The sequence below is a fragment of the Streptomyces sp. NPDC002324 genome (assembly GCF_053593335.1).
Genome location: NZ_JBSFCF010000006.1, coordinates 278,497 through 294,085 on the forward strand (window position 1 = coordinate 278,497; position 15,589 = coordinate 294,085).

Genomic DNA, 15,589 nt, shown 5'->3' on the forward strand with positions numbered 1-15,589 from the left:
GGGCCCGGGGTTCTTAGGGGCCCGGGGGCTGGGTTTCCAAGGCGCGGGGCCTGGGGTTTTTAGGGGCGCGGGGAACTGCGCGGCCAGCCCCCACCGGCCCGCACTCGTAGGCAAGCGCCCGCCACCCCCGAGCAAGGGGCGCAGCCCCTGGCCTTACAGGGGCGCGGGGAACTGCGCGACAAGCCCCCACCGGCCCGCGGCCGCGGCTCGCGGGGTCAGACCAGTGCGCGGCCGAGGAGGTACACCGCCGGGGCCGCGGCCGTCAGCGGCAGGGCCACCCCCGCGGTGAAGTGGACGAAACGCGAGGGGTAGTCGTACGCGGCGACCCGGTGCCCGATGAGCGCACACAGACCCGCCCCGGCACCGAGCAACGCACCGGACGTACCGAGATCCGTCGCACCGCCGACGGCGATGCCCGCTCCGGCCGCCGCCAGCAGGGACACGATCACCGAGGCCGGCGTGGGCAGCGGCAGGGCGCGGGCCAGCACGGCCACCGCCACCGCGACCCCGCCCACGGTCACCGCGTCCGCCACGGCCGCCAGATAGCCGGTCGCGATGATCGACAGCGCGGCCGAGGCCACCGTCGCCATCAGCCCGTACATCCGCTCGTCCGGATCCGCGTGGCTGCGCAGCCCGAGCACGATGCTGAGCAGCACCCAGACGCCGAGAGTCCCGAGGATCGCGGCGGGCGCGTGCTCCCGCCCGGCCACGAACAGCGCCGCGTCCGCCGCGAGGGCGCCGGCGAACGCCAGCACGATGCCCTGCCGGGCCGGCCACATGCCGTTCAGCCGGAACCAGCCCGCCGCGGTCACGGCCTGGAGGATCACCAGCGGCACGGCGAGGGCGTACTCACCGATCGCCGCCGCACCGGCCAGCAGCAGGCCCAGGACGGCCGTGATCAGCGCCGGCTGCATCCCGGGCTCGATGATCGGCGACCGTCCCTCGGCCCGCGCCCGCTGGGCGTCGGTGACCCGGGTGTTGCCGGTGAGGGTGGGCGGGCCGTAACCCGGCTCGGGCGTCCGCGGCTGACCCTGCGGAGATGCCTGGGCAGGCGTCTGCGCGGGCGTCTGCGCGGGTGCCTGCGGAGGCTGAGGCATCTGCGGGGATGTCCGCGGCGCGTGCTGCCCGTGCTGCCCGTGCTGGTCATAGGGACCTTGCTGCCCCTGCTGCCCGTACTGTCCCTGCTGCGCGTACTGCCCGCTCGGGCCGTCCGTCTGCGGGGGCAGGTACGCCGTCTCCGTGAGGTGGGCGGGGGCGGCCGGCGGGGTCTGGGGCTGGATCTGGGTCTCCCAGGTCTGGCCCTCCCACTGCTGGGTGTACTGCTGGGCGTGGGCGGCCTGGCTCTCGTCGTAGCCCTGCCACTCGGGCTGCGGCGCCTGGGCCCCGTACTGCTGCGGCGGCTGCTGGTACTCGTCGTAGCCCTGGTGGCCCTCGTACCCGTACGGCTGGTTGCTCATGATGTGGGGGTCACCCTCCTGCGAACGGCGGAAGCACCTCGACCGTGCCGCCCTCGGCCAGACGTACCGTCTCATGGGCGCGGGTGCCCACGGGGTCGCCGTCGACGAGGAACGAGCATCGCCGCAGGACGCGGGCGAGTTCGCCGGGGTGTCGGTCGCGGACCGCGTTCAGGGCGTCCGCGAGGGTGGCCGCGTCGTAGGGCTCCTCGGCGAGGCCGGCTGCGGACTTGGCCGCGGCCCAGTAGCGGACGGTGCCCTTTGGCATCTGCGTTCCTCTGTATTAGTCGTGACGGGCATCAGGCTACGGGGCGGTCGGCGCGGTGGGGAAACCGCGGGTGAGCGGGCGCTCGGCGGCGCGCGGCCTCCCCGGTCCCTCGGGCGGCGCTACCGGGGGCACGCGGTCACCACCCACTCCCCGATCCGCCCCAGCAATTCCCCGCTCGCCGCGTTCTCCGCGTGCCCCATCCCCCGTTCCAGCCACAACTCGCCGTTCTCGCCCGCCGCTGCCGCCAGCATTTCGGGGTGATCGGTCGGAAAGTAGCCGTCGCTGTCGCCGTGGACGATCAGGAGCGGGGTCGGGGCGATGAGCGGGACGGATTCGACCGGGGAGAGGGGGACGGGGTTCCAGTCTCGGTGGTGGATACGGGTGCGGAAGCCGTAGCGGCCGACCAGGCGGCCCTCGGGGCGGGTGATCAGCCAGTGGACACGGCGCATGGGGGCCGTGCCCCGGTAGTACCAGCGGGCGGGGGCACTGACGGACACCACCGCGTCGGGGCTGCCGAAGTGACCGGAGGCCTCCGGGCGGTCGGAGCCCTCCGGGCGGTCGGAGCCGTCCCGGCGGTCGGAGCCGTCGGGCAGGGCGGCGTGGCGCAGGACGACCGAGCCGCCCATGGAGAACCCGACCGTGGCGACGCGCTCGTGCCCGAGTTCGCGGGCCCAGCGGACCGCCGCCGCGAGATCGAGCACCTCGCGGTCGCCGACCGTGGAGTGGCCGCCGGACCGTCCGTGGCCGCGGAAGGAGAAAGTGACGACGGACCCGTACCGGGCGAGCGCGGCCACCACCCTCCGAACATGTGGACGGTCGGCGTCACCCGTGAAGCCGTGTGCGACGACGACGGCCAGCTGGCCGGGGGATGGAGTTCCGGTGTCGTCCGAGCGGTCGTCCGAGCCCTTGTATACAACGGCTTTCGGGTCGTATACAGCCTCGATATTCACCCCGTCGTCAGTGCGCAGAAACCTGCGCAAAGGGGTTCGGGGCGGCCGCGAAGTCGTTCGACCGGCCGTCTCAGAGTTCGGAATGCCGAAAGATCGCGTCACATCACCTGCCGGACCAGCACTCATGTGGGCTATTCTGCTGGACAGAGGACTCGGGCAATGTCGCCCCCGGGTCCTTTTGTGCTTTCGGAAGCGTTGTATACGAGCGGGAAACACCAGGTGACCGCAGGTGTACGGGCCCCGGGATCGCAGAGCAGAACACTGAGCGGCACCGCATTCGAGATCGCGGTGACGCGCAGTGCCACACACGTCCTCGCAGGGACCGAGGAGGAACCAGACGTATGAGTTCTCTGCTGCTCCTGACCAACGCCCTCCAGCCTTCCACGGAGGTGCTTCCGGCCCTCGGGCTGCTGCTGCACAACGTGCGCGTGGCCCCGGCCGAAGGCCCCGCCCTCGTCGACACCCCCGGCGCGGACGTCATCCTGATCGACGGCCGCCGTGACCTCCCGCAGGTCCGCAGCCTGTGTCAGCTGCTCCGCTCCACCGGACCCGGCTGCCCCCTCATCCTCGTCGTGACCGAGGGCGGCCTCGCCGCCGTCACCGCCGACTGGGGCATCGACGACGTCCTGCTCGACACCGCCGGCCCCGCCGAGGTGGAGGCCCGCCTGCGGCTGGCCATGGGCCGGCAGCAGATCGTCAACGACGACTCCCCCATGGAGATCCGCAACGGCGACCTCTCCGTGGACGAGGCGACCTACAGCGCCAAGCTCAAGGGCCGCGTCCTCGACCTCACCTTCAAGGAGTTCGAGCTCCTGAAGTACCTCGCGCAGCACCCGGGCCGTGTCTTCACCCGCGCCCAGCTGCTCCAGGAGGTCTGGGGCTACGACTACTTCGGCGGTACGCGGACGGTCGACGTCCACGTACGGCGGCTGCGCGCCAAGCTCGGTCCCGAGCACGAGTCGCTGATCGGGACGGTCCGGAACGTCGGTTATCGATTCGTTACGCCCGAGAAGGTGGAGCGCACGGCCGACGACGCCAAGGGCAGGGCGGCCTCCTCAAAGGCGGCGGATGCGGACGAGACGGCGCCCCTGGACGCCGTCGAGATCGCGGCCGAGGCGTAATGGCGATCCCGCCGGGCGACGTACGCGCTGGTAACCCCCGGGTCTGCCGGCGTACGCCCTGCCCAGCGGCGATCCATCCGCGTAGACTCCGCGCGTGGCCAAGGTGACTCGGGATGACGTGGCAAGACTGGCGGGTACGTCGACCGCCGTCGTGAGCTACGTCATCAACAACGGACCCCGGCCGGTCGCCCCGGCCACGCGCGAGCGTGTCCTCGCCGCTATCAAGGAACTGTCGTACCGGCCCGACCGGGTCGCGCAGGCGATGGCTTCGCGGCGCACCGAGCTGATAGGCCTGATCGTCCCGGACGCGCGTCAGCCGTTCTTCGGCGAGATGGCGCACGCTGTCGAACAGGCGGCGGCCGAGCGCGGCAAGATGGTCCTCGTCGGGAACTCCGACTACGTCGCCGAGCGCGAGGTCCACTATCTGCGGGCGTTCCTCGGGATGCGCGTCTCGGGGCTGATCCTCGTCAGCCACGCCCTCAACGACAACGCCGCCGCCGAGATAGAGGCCTGGGACGCCCGGGTTGTGCTCCTGCACGAGCGGCCCGAGGCGATCGACGACGTGGCCGTGGTGACCGACGACATCGGCGGCGCGAAGCTCGCCGTCGAGCATCTCCTCTCGCACGGCTACGACTACGTCGCCTGTCTGGGCGGTATCGCCGAGACCCCGCTCGTCGGCGACCCCGTCTCCGACCACGTGGAGGGCTGGCGGCGCGCGATGGACGAGGCCGGTATCCCCACCGAGGGCCGGCTCTTCCAGGCCCCCTACAACCGGTACGACGCGTACCAGGTCGCGCTGAAGCTGCTGGCGGAGCCGGGGCGGCCGCCGGCCATCTTCTGCTCCACCGACGACCAGGCGATCGGTGTGCTGCGGGCCGCGCGCGAGCTGCGCATCGAGGTGCCGGGCGAGCTGGCCGTCGCCGGGTTCGACGACGTCAAGGAGGCGGCGCTGACCGATCCGCCGCTGACGACGATAGCGACGGACCGTACGGGGATGGCGCGGGCGGCGGTGGACCTGGTGCTCGACGACGGAATCCGGGTCGCCGGATCCCGTCGCGAGCGGGTGAAGCTGTTTCCGTCGACGCTGGTGGCTCGACGGTCGTGCGGGTGCGGGTAGTCCGGGTGCGGGTGCTCGCCGTGCGTGTGGTGCCGTAGGGCGCGGCCTAGAACAGCGCGTTGTACTGGTTGTAGCCCGTGCCCAGTTTGACCCGGGTGGCGAACAGGGACGTCGAGGCCTTGTTGGTGCCGGGGTAGAGCCACAGGGTGCCGTCGGAGTCACGGGCGATGACGTCGGCCACGGCGTCACCGTTGACGTCGCCGTTGGTGACGTAGGACGTGAACTTCCAGCCGGTGCGCGCCTTGATGCGCGGGGACCAGGGGGTCGAGGCCTTGCCGGTGCCCTTGTACAGGGAGAGCGTGGCGTCGGGGAAGCGGACCAGGAGGTCGGGCTTGCCGTCGCCGGAGAGGTCGCCCCGGCCGAGGAGCTTGGCGCCCTTCCATGCCTTGTTCACGACACGGATCTTGGCGGTGAACTGGCCGTTGCCCTTGCCCGGGTAGAGGTAGACCGAGCCGTCCGCGTCGAGGGCGAGGAGGTCGGGGAGCGCGTCGCCGGTCATGTCACCGGGGATCGCGTACGACGCGTAGCCGCCCCAGACCGAGCTGATCTGCATCCAGGTCCAGGCCCAGGTGGAGTGGTTCATGTAGCTGCGGTACAGCTTGCCGTCGTTCTTGTCCCGGATGATCAGGTCCTGGTAGAAGTCCCGGTCCAGGTCGGCCTGCATGCCCCAGCTCGCGTTCTGCCAGCCGTTGCTCTGGTAGACCCGCGCGGTGAGCGACGTGCCCTTGCTGTTCTGCTGGAAGAGGTTGCCGGAGGGCGTGCGGGCGAGGAGGTCGGCGCGGCCGTCGTACGTCAGGTCGGTGTCGTCGATCCGGGGCTGGGCGGCCCAGGTGTACGCGGAGACCTTGGTGAAGACCGGGTAGGCGCCCTTGGCGGTGCAGCCCGAGACGCCCCACGACACGATGCCGACGACCTTGCCGCCGACGACCAGGGGGCCGCCGGAGTCGCCGTTGCAGGTGCTCGTGGTGCCCGCGTCGCCGCCGGAGGCGGGGGTGCCGGCGCAGACCATGGAGCCCTCGGCGAAGTAGTCCGTGCCGAGGACCGACTTCATGGCGCTGTCGCAGGTCGCGTCCTTGACCAGCGGCAGCGTCGCCTTCTTCAGCTTCGCGGACAGCTGGGCGTCCTCGCCGCCGCCGGTCAGGCCCCAGCCGTACACCGTGCCCTGGGTGCCGGGGGTGTACAGCGCGCTGTCGTCGGACGCGGCCAGGCGTAGCGGCTTCTGCTCCAGCGGGCGGTCCAGGGTGAGGACGGCGATGTCGTTCCTGATGGCGTCCGCGTCGTACTTCGGGTGCTGCCACTGGCGCAGGACGCCCGCGACCGTGCCGGTCGTGTCGTCGTACAGGTCGGTCGTGCCGGCCAGGACCGTGCCGTTCGCCGCCCAGTCGGCGCCGGCGACGCAGTGGGCGGCCGTGAGGACCTTGTTGGGGGCGACCAGGGTGCCGCCGCAGAAGAAGCCCTCGTCGGTCGCCGCGTCGTAGTAAGCGAGCTGGACCATCCAGGGCGCGGCGGAGATGGTCGTCTCACTGCCGCCGATGATGAACGGGGACGGGGAGGAGGGCGGGGCGTCGTTGCCGGACGCCTCGGCCGACCGCTCGGTGGAGCCTTCGGCCGACGATTCCGCCTGCTCCTCCGCCGCCTTGATCACACGTTGGCGGAGTTCCTTGGGGGAGGCCTCGGGCGCGGCCGGCCGGTCGAGGGTGACGGTGGGCCGGGACGATTCGTCGGCCGCCGTCGCGGGCTGCGCCGCGAGGACGCCCGCCCCGCTCAACGCGAGCGCGAGGGCGGCTGCGGGAAGTGCCTTGAGGGCACGTATCACTCAGGGCTCCTGGGTGGGTCAGTGTGGGGAAGGTGGGTGGGTGTGGGTGTCGTGGGACGCCCCGACCCGAGAAGGGGCGTACGACGCCGACCACCTCGAACACACAGGCCAGTGCTGGCGGAGCCCCCCTCCGGCTGGGTGATCGTAGGCCTCGTAAGTCCCACCGGACATCAAATTCACAGGAACCAGACAAGTATTCGGATGTCGCGTTCCGTGGCATCACCCCACGGCAACCCCTTGTTTCCCATGCCTGCGGGGCCCCGGCGCCTTTATATGGGGCGAACGAGGTTCTGGTGGGGTTCTCAGGGAGCACTCAGGAACGTCTCATGGTCGGGCGGCACGCTCTGAGTCATGACCGAGAGCTTCCGCCGCAGCGGCGAGTACGAGAACCCCTACCAGGGTCAGCAGCAGCACTCCGGGTACGCCACGGGCGAGACCCAGCAGCAGCCCGCGTACCTCCAGCAGCAGCCCGCCTCCGCGCCGGGGAACCCGGTGCACCCGGGAAACCCGGTGCACCCGGTGAACCCGGAGTGGCCGCCTCCGCCGGCGTACGACCCCGCGTCGGCATCGGCATCGGCATCGGCATCGGCATCGGCATCGGCATCGGCGTACGGCGCTCCCGCCGCGCTCCCCACCGAGCCGGGCTCCTCCGCCTCCGCCGCCGCCCCCGGATCGGCGTCCGCGTCGAGAAGGCGGGCCCGGGGTCCGATCGTGCTGCTGGCGGCCGTGGCGTTCGTCGCGGCGGCGATCGGCGGCGGTACGGCGTACGGCATCCAGGAGCTGACCGGCACGGACACCGTGGCGTCCAGCTCCACCAGCACGAACGTGGTGCCCACCAGCCAGAAGGGCACGGTCTCCGGGGTGGCCAAGGCGGTCAGCCCGAGCATCGTGGAGATCAACGCCAGCTCGAACGCGGGTGAGTCCACCGGTTCCGGTGTGATCATCACCAGTGACGGTGAGATCGTCACCAACAACCACGTCATCGCCGGCGCGTCCCAGATCAAGGTGTCGACGAGCGACGGCAAGACCTACGCGGCCGAGGTCGTGGGCACCGACAGCAAGAAGGACCTCGCTCTCATCAAGCTGCGCGACGCCTCCGGGCTGAAGACCGCCACGCTGGGCGACTCCGCCGGCGTCAAGGTCGGCGACCAGGTCGTGGCGATCGGCTCCCCCGAGGGCCTGACCGGCACGGTCACCAGCGGCATCGTCTCCGCCCTGAACCGCGACGTGACGGTGTCGACGGACGAGAGCCAGGGCCGGCAGCAACAGCAGGGCGGTGGCGGCGGGCAGTGGCCGTTCGAGTTCGGCGGGCAGCAGTTCAACGGTGACACGGGTTCGTCGACGACGACGTACAAGGCGCTCCAGACGGACGCGTCGCTGAACCCGGGCAACTCCGGGGGCGCCCTCATCGACATGAACGGCAACATCATCGGCATCAACTCCGCCATGTACTCGGCCGCGGACGCCTCCTCCTCCAGCGCCGGCAGCGTGGGCCTCGGCTTCGCGATCCCGGTCAACACGGTCAAGGCCGACCTGAGCACGCTGCGGGCCGGCGGCTCGGACTGAGGTCCGGCGCTCCCGATCAAGCAGGCGTCCCGTCGAGTCCCGCCCAGCCCCCATACGGCCCCGTGCAGTCCCGCGCGGTCCCGTGCAGTCCCGTGCAGTCCCGTGCAGTCCCGTGCAGTCCAAGGAGTTCGACATGATCACGCAGATCTCGCACGACGTGGAGAGCGCCGGCGACCCGGCCGGACTGGGCCTCGCCCTCGCGGTGGCCGCCGAGCTGCACGCTCCGGTGACCCGGGCACCCGAGGTGGCGTCCGCCGCCCGAGGCACCGCCCGCCGCACCACGGTCGCGCGACCGCACCGCCGTACGGTTCGCGGCTGATCCGCACGGGCTACTGCGCGACCAGGGGACGTGCAAGGCTAGGGCGGCACCGAGCCACCGGCCACGACGTACCCGGCACCGCGCGAGCACCCCTACGGCGCCCCGGCCCCGTCCACCACCGCACCCGAGGAACGACACCACCATGAGCCCCGCCGAAGGCGCCCCCGAACCCCAGCGCATCCTCATCGTCGACGACGAGCCGGCGGTGCGCGACGCCCTCAAGCGCAGCCTCGCCTTCGAGGGCTACGGCACCGAGGTCGCCGTCGACGGCGCGGACGCGCTGGAGAAGGCGACCGCGTACAAGCCGGACCTGGTGATCCTCGACGTCCAGATGCCCCGGATGGACGGGCTGACCGCCGCCCGCCGGATCCGCGGCGCGGGCGACACGACCCCGATCCTGATGCTCACGGCCCGCGACACGGTCGGCGACCGTGTCACCGGCCTCGACGCCGGTGCGGACGACTACCTGGTCAAGCCGTTCGAACTGGACGAACTCTTCGCCCGGGTCCGCGCGCTGCTGCGCCGCAGCACGTACGCCGCCGCCCAGGCCGGCACCGCCGAGGTGGACGAGGCGCTCACCTTCGCGGACCTGCGGATGGACCTGGCGACGCGCGAGGTCACGCGGGGGGTGCGCCCGGTGGAGCTGACCCGTACGGAGTTCACGCTGCTGGAGATGTTCATGGCGCACCCGCGCCAGGTCCTCACGCGTGAGCAGATCCTGAAGGCGGTCTGGGGCTTCGACTTCGAGCCGTCCTCCAACTCCCTCGACGTGTACGTCATGTACCTGCGCCGCAAGACCGAGGCGGGCGGCGAGCCTCGGCTCGTCCACACCGTGCGGGGTGTCGGGTACGTCCTGCGCCAGGGCGGCGCGGAGTGAGAAAGCTCCTGAGCCGCTACCGGTCCCTGCCGATCCGTGCCCGGTTGTCGATGCTGGTCGCGGCGGCCGTGGCGTTCGCGGTGGCGGCGGTTTCGGTGACGTGCTGGTTCATCGTGCAGGGGAAGCTGTACGAGCAGCTCAACGATGATCTGAAGAAGTCCGTGGGCATGGGGATGATGCGGAACGCGGCCGAACAGGCGGTCAACTCCTGCAAGCAGATCCCGGCGGAGAACGACGGCCGCCAGGGCCCCCAGAACACCTACTTCCAGGTGGTCCTGGAGGACGGAACGCCTTGCGTCCTGCCCTTCTCCGCGGGCTTGGTGAACGTCAGCCAGGACGACGAGGAGATCGTCAGCGACACAGAGCGTGATCTCACCCTCTACCGCAACGGCACCGACTCGGAAGGTGTCGACGTCCGGATCATGACCACGCCGGTGACCCTCACCGACCAGACCACCGGGGAGACGTCCAACGCGGCGATCGTCGTCGCGCTCCCCCTCAAGGGGACCCAGTCCACCCTCAACGACCTCGCCCTCATCCTCCTCCTCGTCTCCGGCATCGGCGTCGTCGGCGCAGGAGCGGCCGGTCTGGCCGTGGCCCGTGCGGGTCTGCGCCCGGTCGACAAGCTCACCGAGGCGGTCGAGCACGTGGCACGGACCGAGGACCTGGGCATCCGCATTCCCGTGGAGGACAGGAGCGAGGACGAGATCGCCCGCCTGTCCCGCTCCTTCAACTCCATGACGAGCGCCCTCGCCAGCTCCCGCGAGCTGCAGCGACAGCTGATCGCGGACGCCGGCCACGAACTCCGTACGCCCCTCACGTCCCTGCGGACCAACATCGAGCTCCTCACCCGCAGCGAGGAGACGGGCCGCCCCATCCCGGCGGACGACCGCAAGGCCCTGCTCGCCTCGGTGACGGCCCAGATGACCGAACTGGCCGCGCTGATAGGCGACCTGCAGGAGTTGTCGCGCTCGGAGGCGGGTCAGCAGGGCGGCCGGCATCTCCAGGTGGTCGACTTCCAGGAGACCGTGGAGGCGGCTCTGCGCCGGGCCCGGCTGCGCGGCCCCGAGCTGACGATCACGGCGGACCTCCAGCCCTGGTACGTCCGCTCCGAGCCGTCCGCCCTGGAGCGGGCCATCGTCAACATCCTCGACAACGCGGTGAAGTTCAGCCCCGAGGGCGGCACGATCGAGGTCTCCCTGGACGAGGGTGTCCTCCTGGTCCGCGACCACGGCCCCGGCATCCCCGCCGACGAACTCCCCCACGTCTTCGACCGCTTCTGGCGCTCCCCCGGCGCGCGGGCCCTGCCGGGTTCGGGCCTGGGCCTGTCCATCGTGGCCCGCACGGTCGAACAGGCGGGCGGCGAGGTGTCCCTGTCCCGCGCGGACGGCGGCGGCACACTGGCGACGGTACGGGTGCCGGGTGCGGCTACGCCTCCACCGGAGGGCGTGTAGGCGGGTCGGCCTCCTGCCAGACATCCCCCGGAAGTACGGGTCCTTCGCGACGACCAACTCGGCGCGCGCCTCGTCGAAGGCGGGCTTATAGGAAACGCGAGTGCTTCATCGCCGTACGAAGGTCATCGACCCATCGAGCGTACGCGGGGACCTGACGCAACACGCCCAAGGAAACCCTCTGGCCCAGCAGGTCGAAGTCGTATTCGGGCTGATGTCTCGGCCCGAACGCCTGAGCCAAGGCCTTCTTGGGATCCGCTACCTTGTGAACGTCACGAGGCGACCGCACTGTCTTCCGAATTTCAGTGGCGGGACCATGTGGTAGGGCTGCCGGGTCGGCAAGCATCCATGCCTCGGTCTCCCGTACCGGGACGATTCCGATGACCCTCTCGGCCAAGGCCGGATCCGTCAGGCCTGACCTCACAGCGTCAATCTTGCCCTGTTCGTTGTAGTCGTGGTGAATGATCACGAGGTCCATCTCCTTGAGGAGTGACATGACTTCCGCGACGACCCGTTCGCGCTGCGACACGGTGAAGCACTCACCGCGAACGGTTCCTCCGAAGTCGAATCCGACCGTCGCGTCAGATTCCAGGTCCTCCACCTGGCGGTCGATGAGCGGACGCAGGAACCACTGGTCGCTCTCGCCCTCCGTGAGCAGGGCAATGTTCAGATATCTACGTCCCACGCGCGTACCCCACCGGGTCCAGGTACTGGCGTACTTCCATGGGGGTGACGTAGGTCCCGCGTTCGCCGTTCGCAGCGACCGTACGAGCGCGAGTGAGCCTTGTCGGCGCCTGCCCGCCGCCCACGCGGGTGACCGTGTCGAGGAAGACGACGTTGTGCGGCGACTCTTCACGAAGAGCAGCCAAGACGACAGGGGAGTGGGAGGTCACGAGGATCTGGCGAAGCCGGCCACCGTTGCCCACCTCTGAATCGCCGTACCACTCCGGACGTTCGACAGATGACAGTTCCGTCGCACGCCTCCTCAGCCGTTCCAAAAGCCTCGGGACGCGGCTCGGATGCAGTCCGTTCTCCGGTTCCTCCAGCATCAGGACACCGGAGTGGTCAGGGTCATGTGCCGCACCGAGCAGGGCAAGCATGCGAAGTGTTCCGCCGGAGACGACGCGCGGCGTCATCTTCGGCTCGTTCTTGTGCTGGATCCAGATCTCCCACACAGCCTGATGCTCGTCCCGGACCACATCGATCTCACGAATATCAGGGAGAACCGCTGCAACGTCAGCCTCGAAGTCGGACTTCAGGTCCGGTTCCCCGCCCCACAAGCGACCGAGCACTGCGCCCAGATTGCGTCCGTCCTCGGTGAGGGGATCGGAGTCGTAGGCATCGGCCGGGTGACGCATGGCGTCAGGTGAGGGGTCGAGGATGCGCCACCCGTCTGTAGCACGAGCAACAGCACCGTAGACCTCGCGCTCGGCTTCGTTCTGCTTCACCGGATCCGGATCGTCGGGGAACCGGTGAAGTAGGTGAAGCACGTTTTCCTCGATCTGGTCCGCGACATGCCGTGGCAGATCCAGCCCTTCACTGCCGATAGGGGTGCGGTCCACGCGCACGTGCAAGCGCTCCGGCGTCTCGCTGTGGCTGACGGTCGCAACAACACGGACGTGTACCGGCCCCCAGTTGGGGGTCCGAACCAGCACGTTCGCGCTCAGCTTCATCTCGTCGACCAAGTCACCACGCGGCCCTCGTCGGAACAGTTCCCGAGGCCCACCCCTTCTTGCGTAGCGCACAAGCGTCTGGCCACGTGGGTCCCTCATCAGCCGCCCCAGCAGCACCACCGCTTCCAGCAGGTTGGACTTGCCAGAGCCGTTCGCACCCAGCAGGACCAGGAACGGCGGCACGTCGAGTGAGAAATCGTCGAACGTCTTGAAGCCGTCGATCTCGATCCGGGTGATCACTCCTGCTCCTCACGCACCGCAGGTTCATGAATGGGTATACACAGCCATCACACTAGTGCCGCGTCAGCCGAGGTTCGCATCGCCACCCGTCGCTACGCCCAACACTCCCTCTCGGCAAGCTGTGCGGTCTACATCATGGCCGCTCCTGGCGAGCCTCAGTGGAAGCCGAGCAATCCAGGGGAGTCGATGTCGACGGTGACCACGCCGGGGGATGGTTCTGTTCGCGGTCTGTGAGCAGGATCGACACTCCCGTGAACCCCCGGGCGCGGCAAAGCGCAGTAGAGGGCGCGGCAGGTGTCTGGCCCGCCGTAGCCGTCCCGGATCATGCCTCCTACGGTGATCGAGGCCGCCATACCCAGGTCATCGACGACGACCGACGAGAACGCGCGCACCCGCCGCCCCGCGTCCTCCGACTGCGCCTGCATAAGACAGAGGGACGGGATCGCAGGAGATCACCGGGTGTGCGTGCCATGTTCCCGGGCGAGGATGTTCAGTGTCTTGTGGCCCCGGCAAGGGCGCGCGTGGCCCCGGTCTGCAGAATGATCATGCAGCCTTGTCTCGCGCCTCGCGGGCCTTCTCCGCGGCGATCCTCTGGATGTTGCCCAGCACGTCGGGAGCCCGGTCGAACTCCTCGTCACTGATGTCGACGCCGATCACCTCGTGGACCACCTTGCGATCAGCCGCGACCCGCTCCGTGATCTGCTGCGCCGTCGGCTGCTCCTTGGCCAGCTGCTCGATCAGCCGGCCAAGGTCATACCGCGTTCCTCGGCCACCTGGGCGAGATGACCACGGGCCTGCTTGGACACCTGGATGGTGGTGGTCTCTGCCATGGACTCACCGTAGGGCCGGGGGCGCACCGTTCCGGCCCGCATTCACCCGAAGGTGCTCAGTCCGCCGCGACGCCCTCGACGAAGGCGGACCAGGCCCCGGCGGTGAACAGGAGCGGACGACGGTCCGGGGCCTTGCTGTCCCGGACGGGGACTATGCCGGGGATCTTGTCGGCGACTTCGAGGCAGTTCGTCTGGCCGCCGTCGCTGTAGGACGACTTGCGCCAGCCAGCGGCACTGAGGTCGTGGGTTCCGTTCATGATCTGGACTCCTCCAAAAGGCCCTTGATGAACGCCGTCGACTGCTCCGGAGTCAGTGCCGCGTCCCGGACGAGATCGTAGGACAAGCGGAAGGACAGAACCCTGTCCGGATCTTCGATCAACTCGCCGATCCCGTTGCCCTCGACGTAGGCGACGGGCTCACCCACTCGCTGCCACAGCAGCGTGAGGTGGCTGTTCATGACATCGTGCACGCCCGCCGCATAGGGCAGCACCTGCAGAGCTACGGAGGGCAGTTCGGCTGCCTCCACCAGCCGGGACAGCTGATCCGCCCACACCTGCGCATCGGGAACAGGCCGCCGCACGGCCCCTTCATCCAGGATCACGCGGATGCTGGGCGCCGGTTCGCGGTACAGCAACTCCTGCCGTCCCATGCGCGCCGCCACCTGTTCCTCGATCTCCTCTCTGTTGCCTGCCGTTGTCTGGGCTCTGGACAACCCAGACAACACCGTGCGCGCGTACTCCTCCGTCTGCAACAGCCCAGGCACCGCGAGCTGGAACATCCACATGACCCGAGCCGTCGCCTCCAGCTCCATGAACGCCTTGTACTTGTCCTTGATCACCTCCTTGCGCGCGTCCCGCCAGAGGCGAACCAGCAGGCCACCCGACCCGTAGTACGTGTCCAGGTCCTCCATCACCGCCCGCTTGGAGAGCCTCTCCCCCTTCTCCAGGCGATAGAGATAGCTCTTGTCGTACGAGGTCTCCGACGCCAGCTGGGTCAGCGTCTTGCCCGCCTTCTCGCGCAGCAGAAGCAGGGTCCGCCCCAGCGCGACACGCCCCGACTCGTCCTGTACGTCAACCAGTTCGCCCATGTCACCCCTCACCGTTGTCTGGGGCGCCAGACAACGCCGACCCCCTTCCGCAGCGTAGGACCCGTCCGTGACGATCAGGACACGAACGGTCATCACCGCTCATCAGGACGACCCTGAAAAAACCCTGAGACGAAAGCTGAGGCACCGGCATGCGCGCACTCCTCGTCCGGCTCTGCGAGGCACTGCTCCGCCGGGCCGCGCCCGGTCCACCGCCGCCCGAGGCGGAGGAGCCGACGGAACCCGCCCCTGCTCCCCCACCCCACCGGCCCGACGACATCTGGCCCTTCGAGCGCTACGACACCCTCGTACGGCCCTACGTGCTCAGCGCGGAGGAGCTGTACAGCCACGACGTCTTCGGTTACCACCGCATCGAGGTCCCCGCATGAGGGACGGACTGCGTCTGCTGCCGTGGACCACCCCCGACGGCAAGCCCTGCTACCTGGACCCGGACACCGCCCACCCCGGCCCCCTCTCCCTCCTCGCGGACAGCGTGGAGGTGTCCCAACTCGGGTCGGCGGAAGCGGTGCTGGCCGGGAGCAGGGCCGTACTGGGGGACGCGGCGGCCGGGGAGCGGGCGGTGCGGTTCGCGCTGACGCGGGCAGTGGAGTCGTTGGAGGACGTGCTGCGGATCGCGGTCAGCAGGGGTGGCGGATCGGCGTGGACGGCCCCTGGCCGCGAGGACCGGCGCGCGGATCCCGCTGCCCACACCCCCGGCCACGTCGAGCCCGCGGATCTTGCGTGACGTGTTCGTGACATGTTTCTGAGTGGGGTCTGAGGACGCTCTGACGCCGCTGTGAGGTCGGTCGTGTTCGCTACCGGT

16 protein-coding genes are annotated in these 15,589 nt (G+C 69.8%); 8 read left to right on the top strand and 8 right to left on the bottom strand.

Features of this window, described 5'->3' with window-relative positions:
* Window positions 1–215: 215 nt before the first annotated feature.
* The 3 genes from ACWCRJ_RS11965 to ACWCRJ_RS11975 all read right to left on the bottom strand — a co-directional run bounded on the left by ACWCRJ_RS11965 (window position 216) and on the right by ACWCRJ_RS11975 (window position 2,798).
* Window positions 216–1,457: a hypothetical protein gene (locus ACWCRJ_RS11965; protein WP_450939149.1), complete on the bottom strand. Its 1,242-nt coding sequence runs from the start codon at window positions 1,455–1,457 to the stop codon at window positions 216–218.
* 10 nt (window positions 1,458–1,467) lie between these two features.
* Window positions 1,468–1,722 (bottom strand): MoaD/ThiS family protein, encoded by a 255-nt coding sequence (locus ACWCRJ_RS11970; protein ID WP_046917844.1) that lies wholly within the window; start codon window positions 1,720–1,722, stop codon window positions 1,468–1,470.
* A gap of 119 nt (window positions 1,723–1,841) precedes the next feature.
* Window positions 1,842–2,798, bottom strand: a complete 957-nt coding sequence (locus ACWCRJ_RS11975) for an alpha/beta hydrolase (RefSeq protein ID WP_450939150.1) — start codon at window positions 2,796–2,798, stop codon at window positions 1,842–1,844.
* Window positions 2,799–3,013: 215 nt separating this feature from the next.
* Between ACWCRJ_RS11975 and ACWCRJ_RS11980 the strand changes: the two genes are divergently transcribed.
* Both ACWCRJ_RS11980 and ACWCRJ_RS11985 read left to right on the top strand, forming a co-directional pair.
* On the top strand, window positions 3,014–3,793 hold the full coding sequence (locus ACWCRJ_RS11980) for a response regulator transcription factor (RefSeq protein WP_450939151.1): 780 nt from the start codon (window positions 3,014–3,016) through the stop codon (window positions 3,791–3,793).
* 94 nt (window positions 3,794–3,887) lie between these two features.
* Complete coding sequence (locus ACWCRJ_RS11985; protein WP_450939152.1) at window positions 3,888–4,910, top strand: LacI family DNA-binding transcriptional regulator; 1,023 nt, start codon at window positions 3,888–3,890, stop codon at window positions 4,908–4,910.
* A gap of 46 nt (window positions 4,911–4,956) precedes the next feature.
* Here ACWCRJ_RS11985 and ACWCRJ_RS11990 read toward each other — a convergent pair whose 3' ends face one another.
* Entirely contained in the window at window positions 4,957–6,726 is a 1,770-nt protein-coding gene (locus tag ACWCRJ_RS11990) for a trypsin-like serine protease (RefSeq protein ID WP_450939153.1), read from the bottom strand.
* A gap of 351 nt (window positions 6,727–7,077) precedes the next feature.
* Between ACWCRJ_RS11990 and ACWCRJ_RS11995 the strand changes: the two genes are divergently transcribed.
* The 4 genes from ACWCRJ_RS11995 to ACWCRJ_RS12010 all read left to right on the top strand — a co-directional run bounded on the left by ACWCRJ_RS11995 (window position 7,078) and on the right by ACWCRJ_RS12010 (window position 10,942).
* Entirely contained in the window at window positions 7,078–8,292 is a 1,215-nt protein-coding gene (locus ACWCRJ_RS11995; RefSeq protein ID WP_450939154.1) for a S1C family serine protease, read from the top strand.
* Window positions 8,293–8,425: 133 nt separating this feature from the next.
* The gene (locus tag ACWCRJ_RS12000) at window positions 8,426–8,611 is read left to right on the top strand and encodes a hypothetical protein (protein WP_381199511.1); all 186 of its coding nucleotides are present in this window, start codon (window positions 8,426–8,428) and stop codon (window positions 8,609–8,611) included.
* Window positions 8,612–8,753: 142 nt separating this feature from the next.
* Window positions 8,754–9,488: a response regulator transcription factor gene (locus tag ACWCRJ_RS12005; protein WP_450939155.1), complete on the top strand. Its 735-nt coding sequence runs from the start codon at window positions 8,754–8,756 to the stop codon at window positions 9,486–9,488.
* Window positions 9,485–10,942 (top strand): HAMP domain-containing sensor histidine kinase, encoded by a 1,458-nt coding sequence (locus tag ACWCRJ_RS12010; RefSeq protein ID WP_450939156.1) that lies wholly within the window; start codon window positions 9,485–9,487, stop codon window positions 10,940–10,942. Before ACWCRJ_RS12005 ends, ACWCRJ_RS12010 begins: the two co-directional genes overlap by 4 nt.
* An 85-nt stretch (window positions 10,943–11,027) precedes the next feature.
* Here the strand turns inward: ACWCRJ_RS12010 and ACWCRJ_RS12015 are convergent, their stop codons facing one another.
* The 4 genes from ACWCRJ_RS12015 to ACWCRJ_RS12030 form a co-directional block, all read right to left on the bottom strand.
* Window positions 11,028–11,624, bottom strand: a complete 597-nt coding sequence (locus tag ACWCRJ_RS12015; protein ID WP_450939157.1) for a DUF4276 family protein — start codon at window positions 11,622–11,624, stop codon at window positions 11,028–11,030.
* Window positions 11,614–12,852, bottom strand: coding sequence for an AAA family ATPase (locus ACWCRJ_RS12020; protein WP_450939158.1), 1,239 nt, complete (start codon window positions 12,850–12,852; stop codon window positions 11,614–11,616). Before ACWCRJ_RS12020 ends, ACWCRJ_RS12015 begins: the two co-directional genes overlap by 11 nt.
* 886 nt (window positions 12,853–13,738) lie before the next feature.
* Entirely contained in the window at window positions 13,739–13,939 is a 201-nt protein-coding gene (locus tag ACWCRJ_RS12025; RefSeq protein ID WP_390805726.1) for a DUF397 domain-containing protein, read from the bottom strand.
* Window positions 13,936–14,769, bottom strand: a complete 834-nt coding sequence (locus tag ACWCRJ_RS12030) for a helix-turn-helix domain-containing protein (protein WP_359258000.1) — start codon at window positions 14,767–14,769, stop codon at window positions 13,936–13,938. Before ACWCRJ_RS12030 ends, ACWCRJ_RS12025 begins: the two co-directional genes overlap by 4 nt.
* 149 nt (window positions 14,770–14,918) lie before the next feature.
* Here ACWCRJ_RS12030 and ACWCRJ_RS12035 point away from each other — a divergent pair, with 149 nt between their 5' ends.
* A complete protein-coding gene (locus ACWCRJ_RS12035; protein WP_450939159.1) occupies window positions 14,919–15,155 on the top strand; it encodes a hypothetical protein in 237 nt (78 codons plus the stop codon).
* Complete coding sequence (locus ACWCRJ_RS12040) at window positions 15,152–15,511, top strand: hypothetical protein (RefSeq protein ID WP_450939160.1); 360 nt, start codon at window positions 15,152–15,154, stop codon at window positions 15,509–15,511. The genes ACWCRJ_RS12035 and ACWCRJ_RS12040 overlap by 4 nt, the downstream gene beginning before the upstream one ends.
* Window positions 15,512–15,589 lie beyond the last annotated feature (78 nt).

Coding starts and splice junctions, on each gene's coding strand:
- ACWCRJ_RS11965 (WP_450939149.1), bottom strand. CDS start 1,457: ATGAGCAACCAGCCGTACGGGTACGAGGGCCACCAGGGCTACGACGAG.
- ACWCRJ_RS11970 (WP_046917844.1), bottom strand. CDS start 1,722: ATGCCAAAGGGCACCGTCCGCTACTGGGCCGCGGCCAAGTCCGCAGCC.
- ACWCRJ_RS11975 (WP_450939150.1), bottom strand. CDS start 2,798: ATGAGTGCTGGTCCGGCAGGTGATGTGACGCGATCTTTCGGCATTCCG.
- ACWCRJ_RS11980 (WP_450939151.1), top strand. CDS start 3,014: ATGAGTTCTCTGCTGCTCCTGACCAACGCCCTCCAGCCTTCCACGGAG.
- ACWCRJ_RS11995 (WP_450939154.1), top strand. CDS start 7,078: ATGACCGAGAGCTTCCGCCGCAGCGGCGAGTACGAGAACCCCTACCAG.
- ACWCRJ_RS12000 (WP_381199511.1), top strand. CDS start 8,426: ATGATCACGCAGATCTCGCACGACGTGGAGAGCGCCGGCGACCCGGCC.
- ACWCRJ_RS12005 (WP_450939155.1), top strand. CDS start 8,754: ATGAGCCCCGCCGAAGGCGCCCCCGAACCCCAGCGCATCCTCATCGTC.
- ACWCRJ_RS12025 (WP_390805726.1), bottom strand. CDS start 13,939: ATGAACGGAACCCACGACCTCAGTGCCGCTGGCTGGCGCAAGTCGTCC.
- ACWCRJ_RS12030 (WP_359258000.1), bottom strand. CDS start 14,769: ATGGGCGAACTGGTTGACGTACAGGACGAGTCGGGGCGTGTCGCGCTG.
- ACWCRJ_RS12035 (WP_450939159.1), top strand. CDS start 14,919: ATGCGCGCACTCCTCGTCCGGCTCTGCGAGGCACTGCTCCGCCGGGCC.
- ACWCRJ_RS12040 (WP_450939160.1), top strand. CDS start 15,152: ATGAGGGACGGACTGCGTCTGCTGCCGTGGACCACCCCCGACGGCAAG.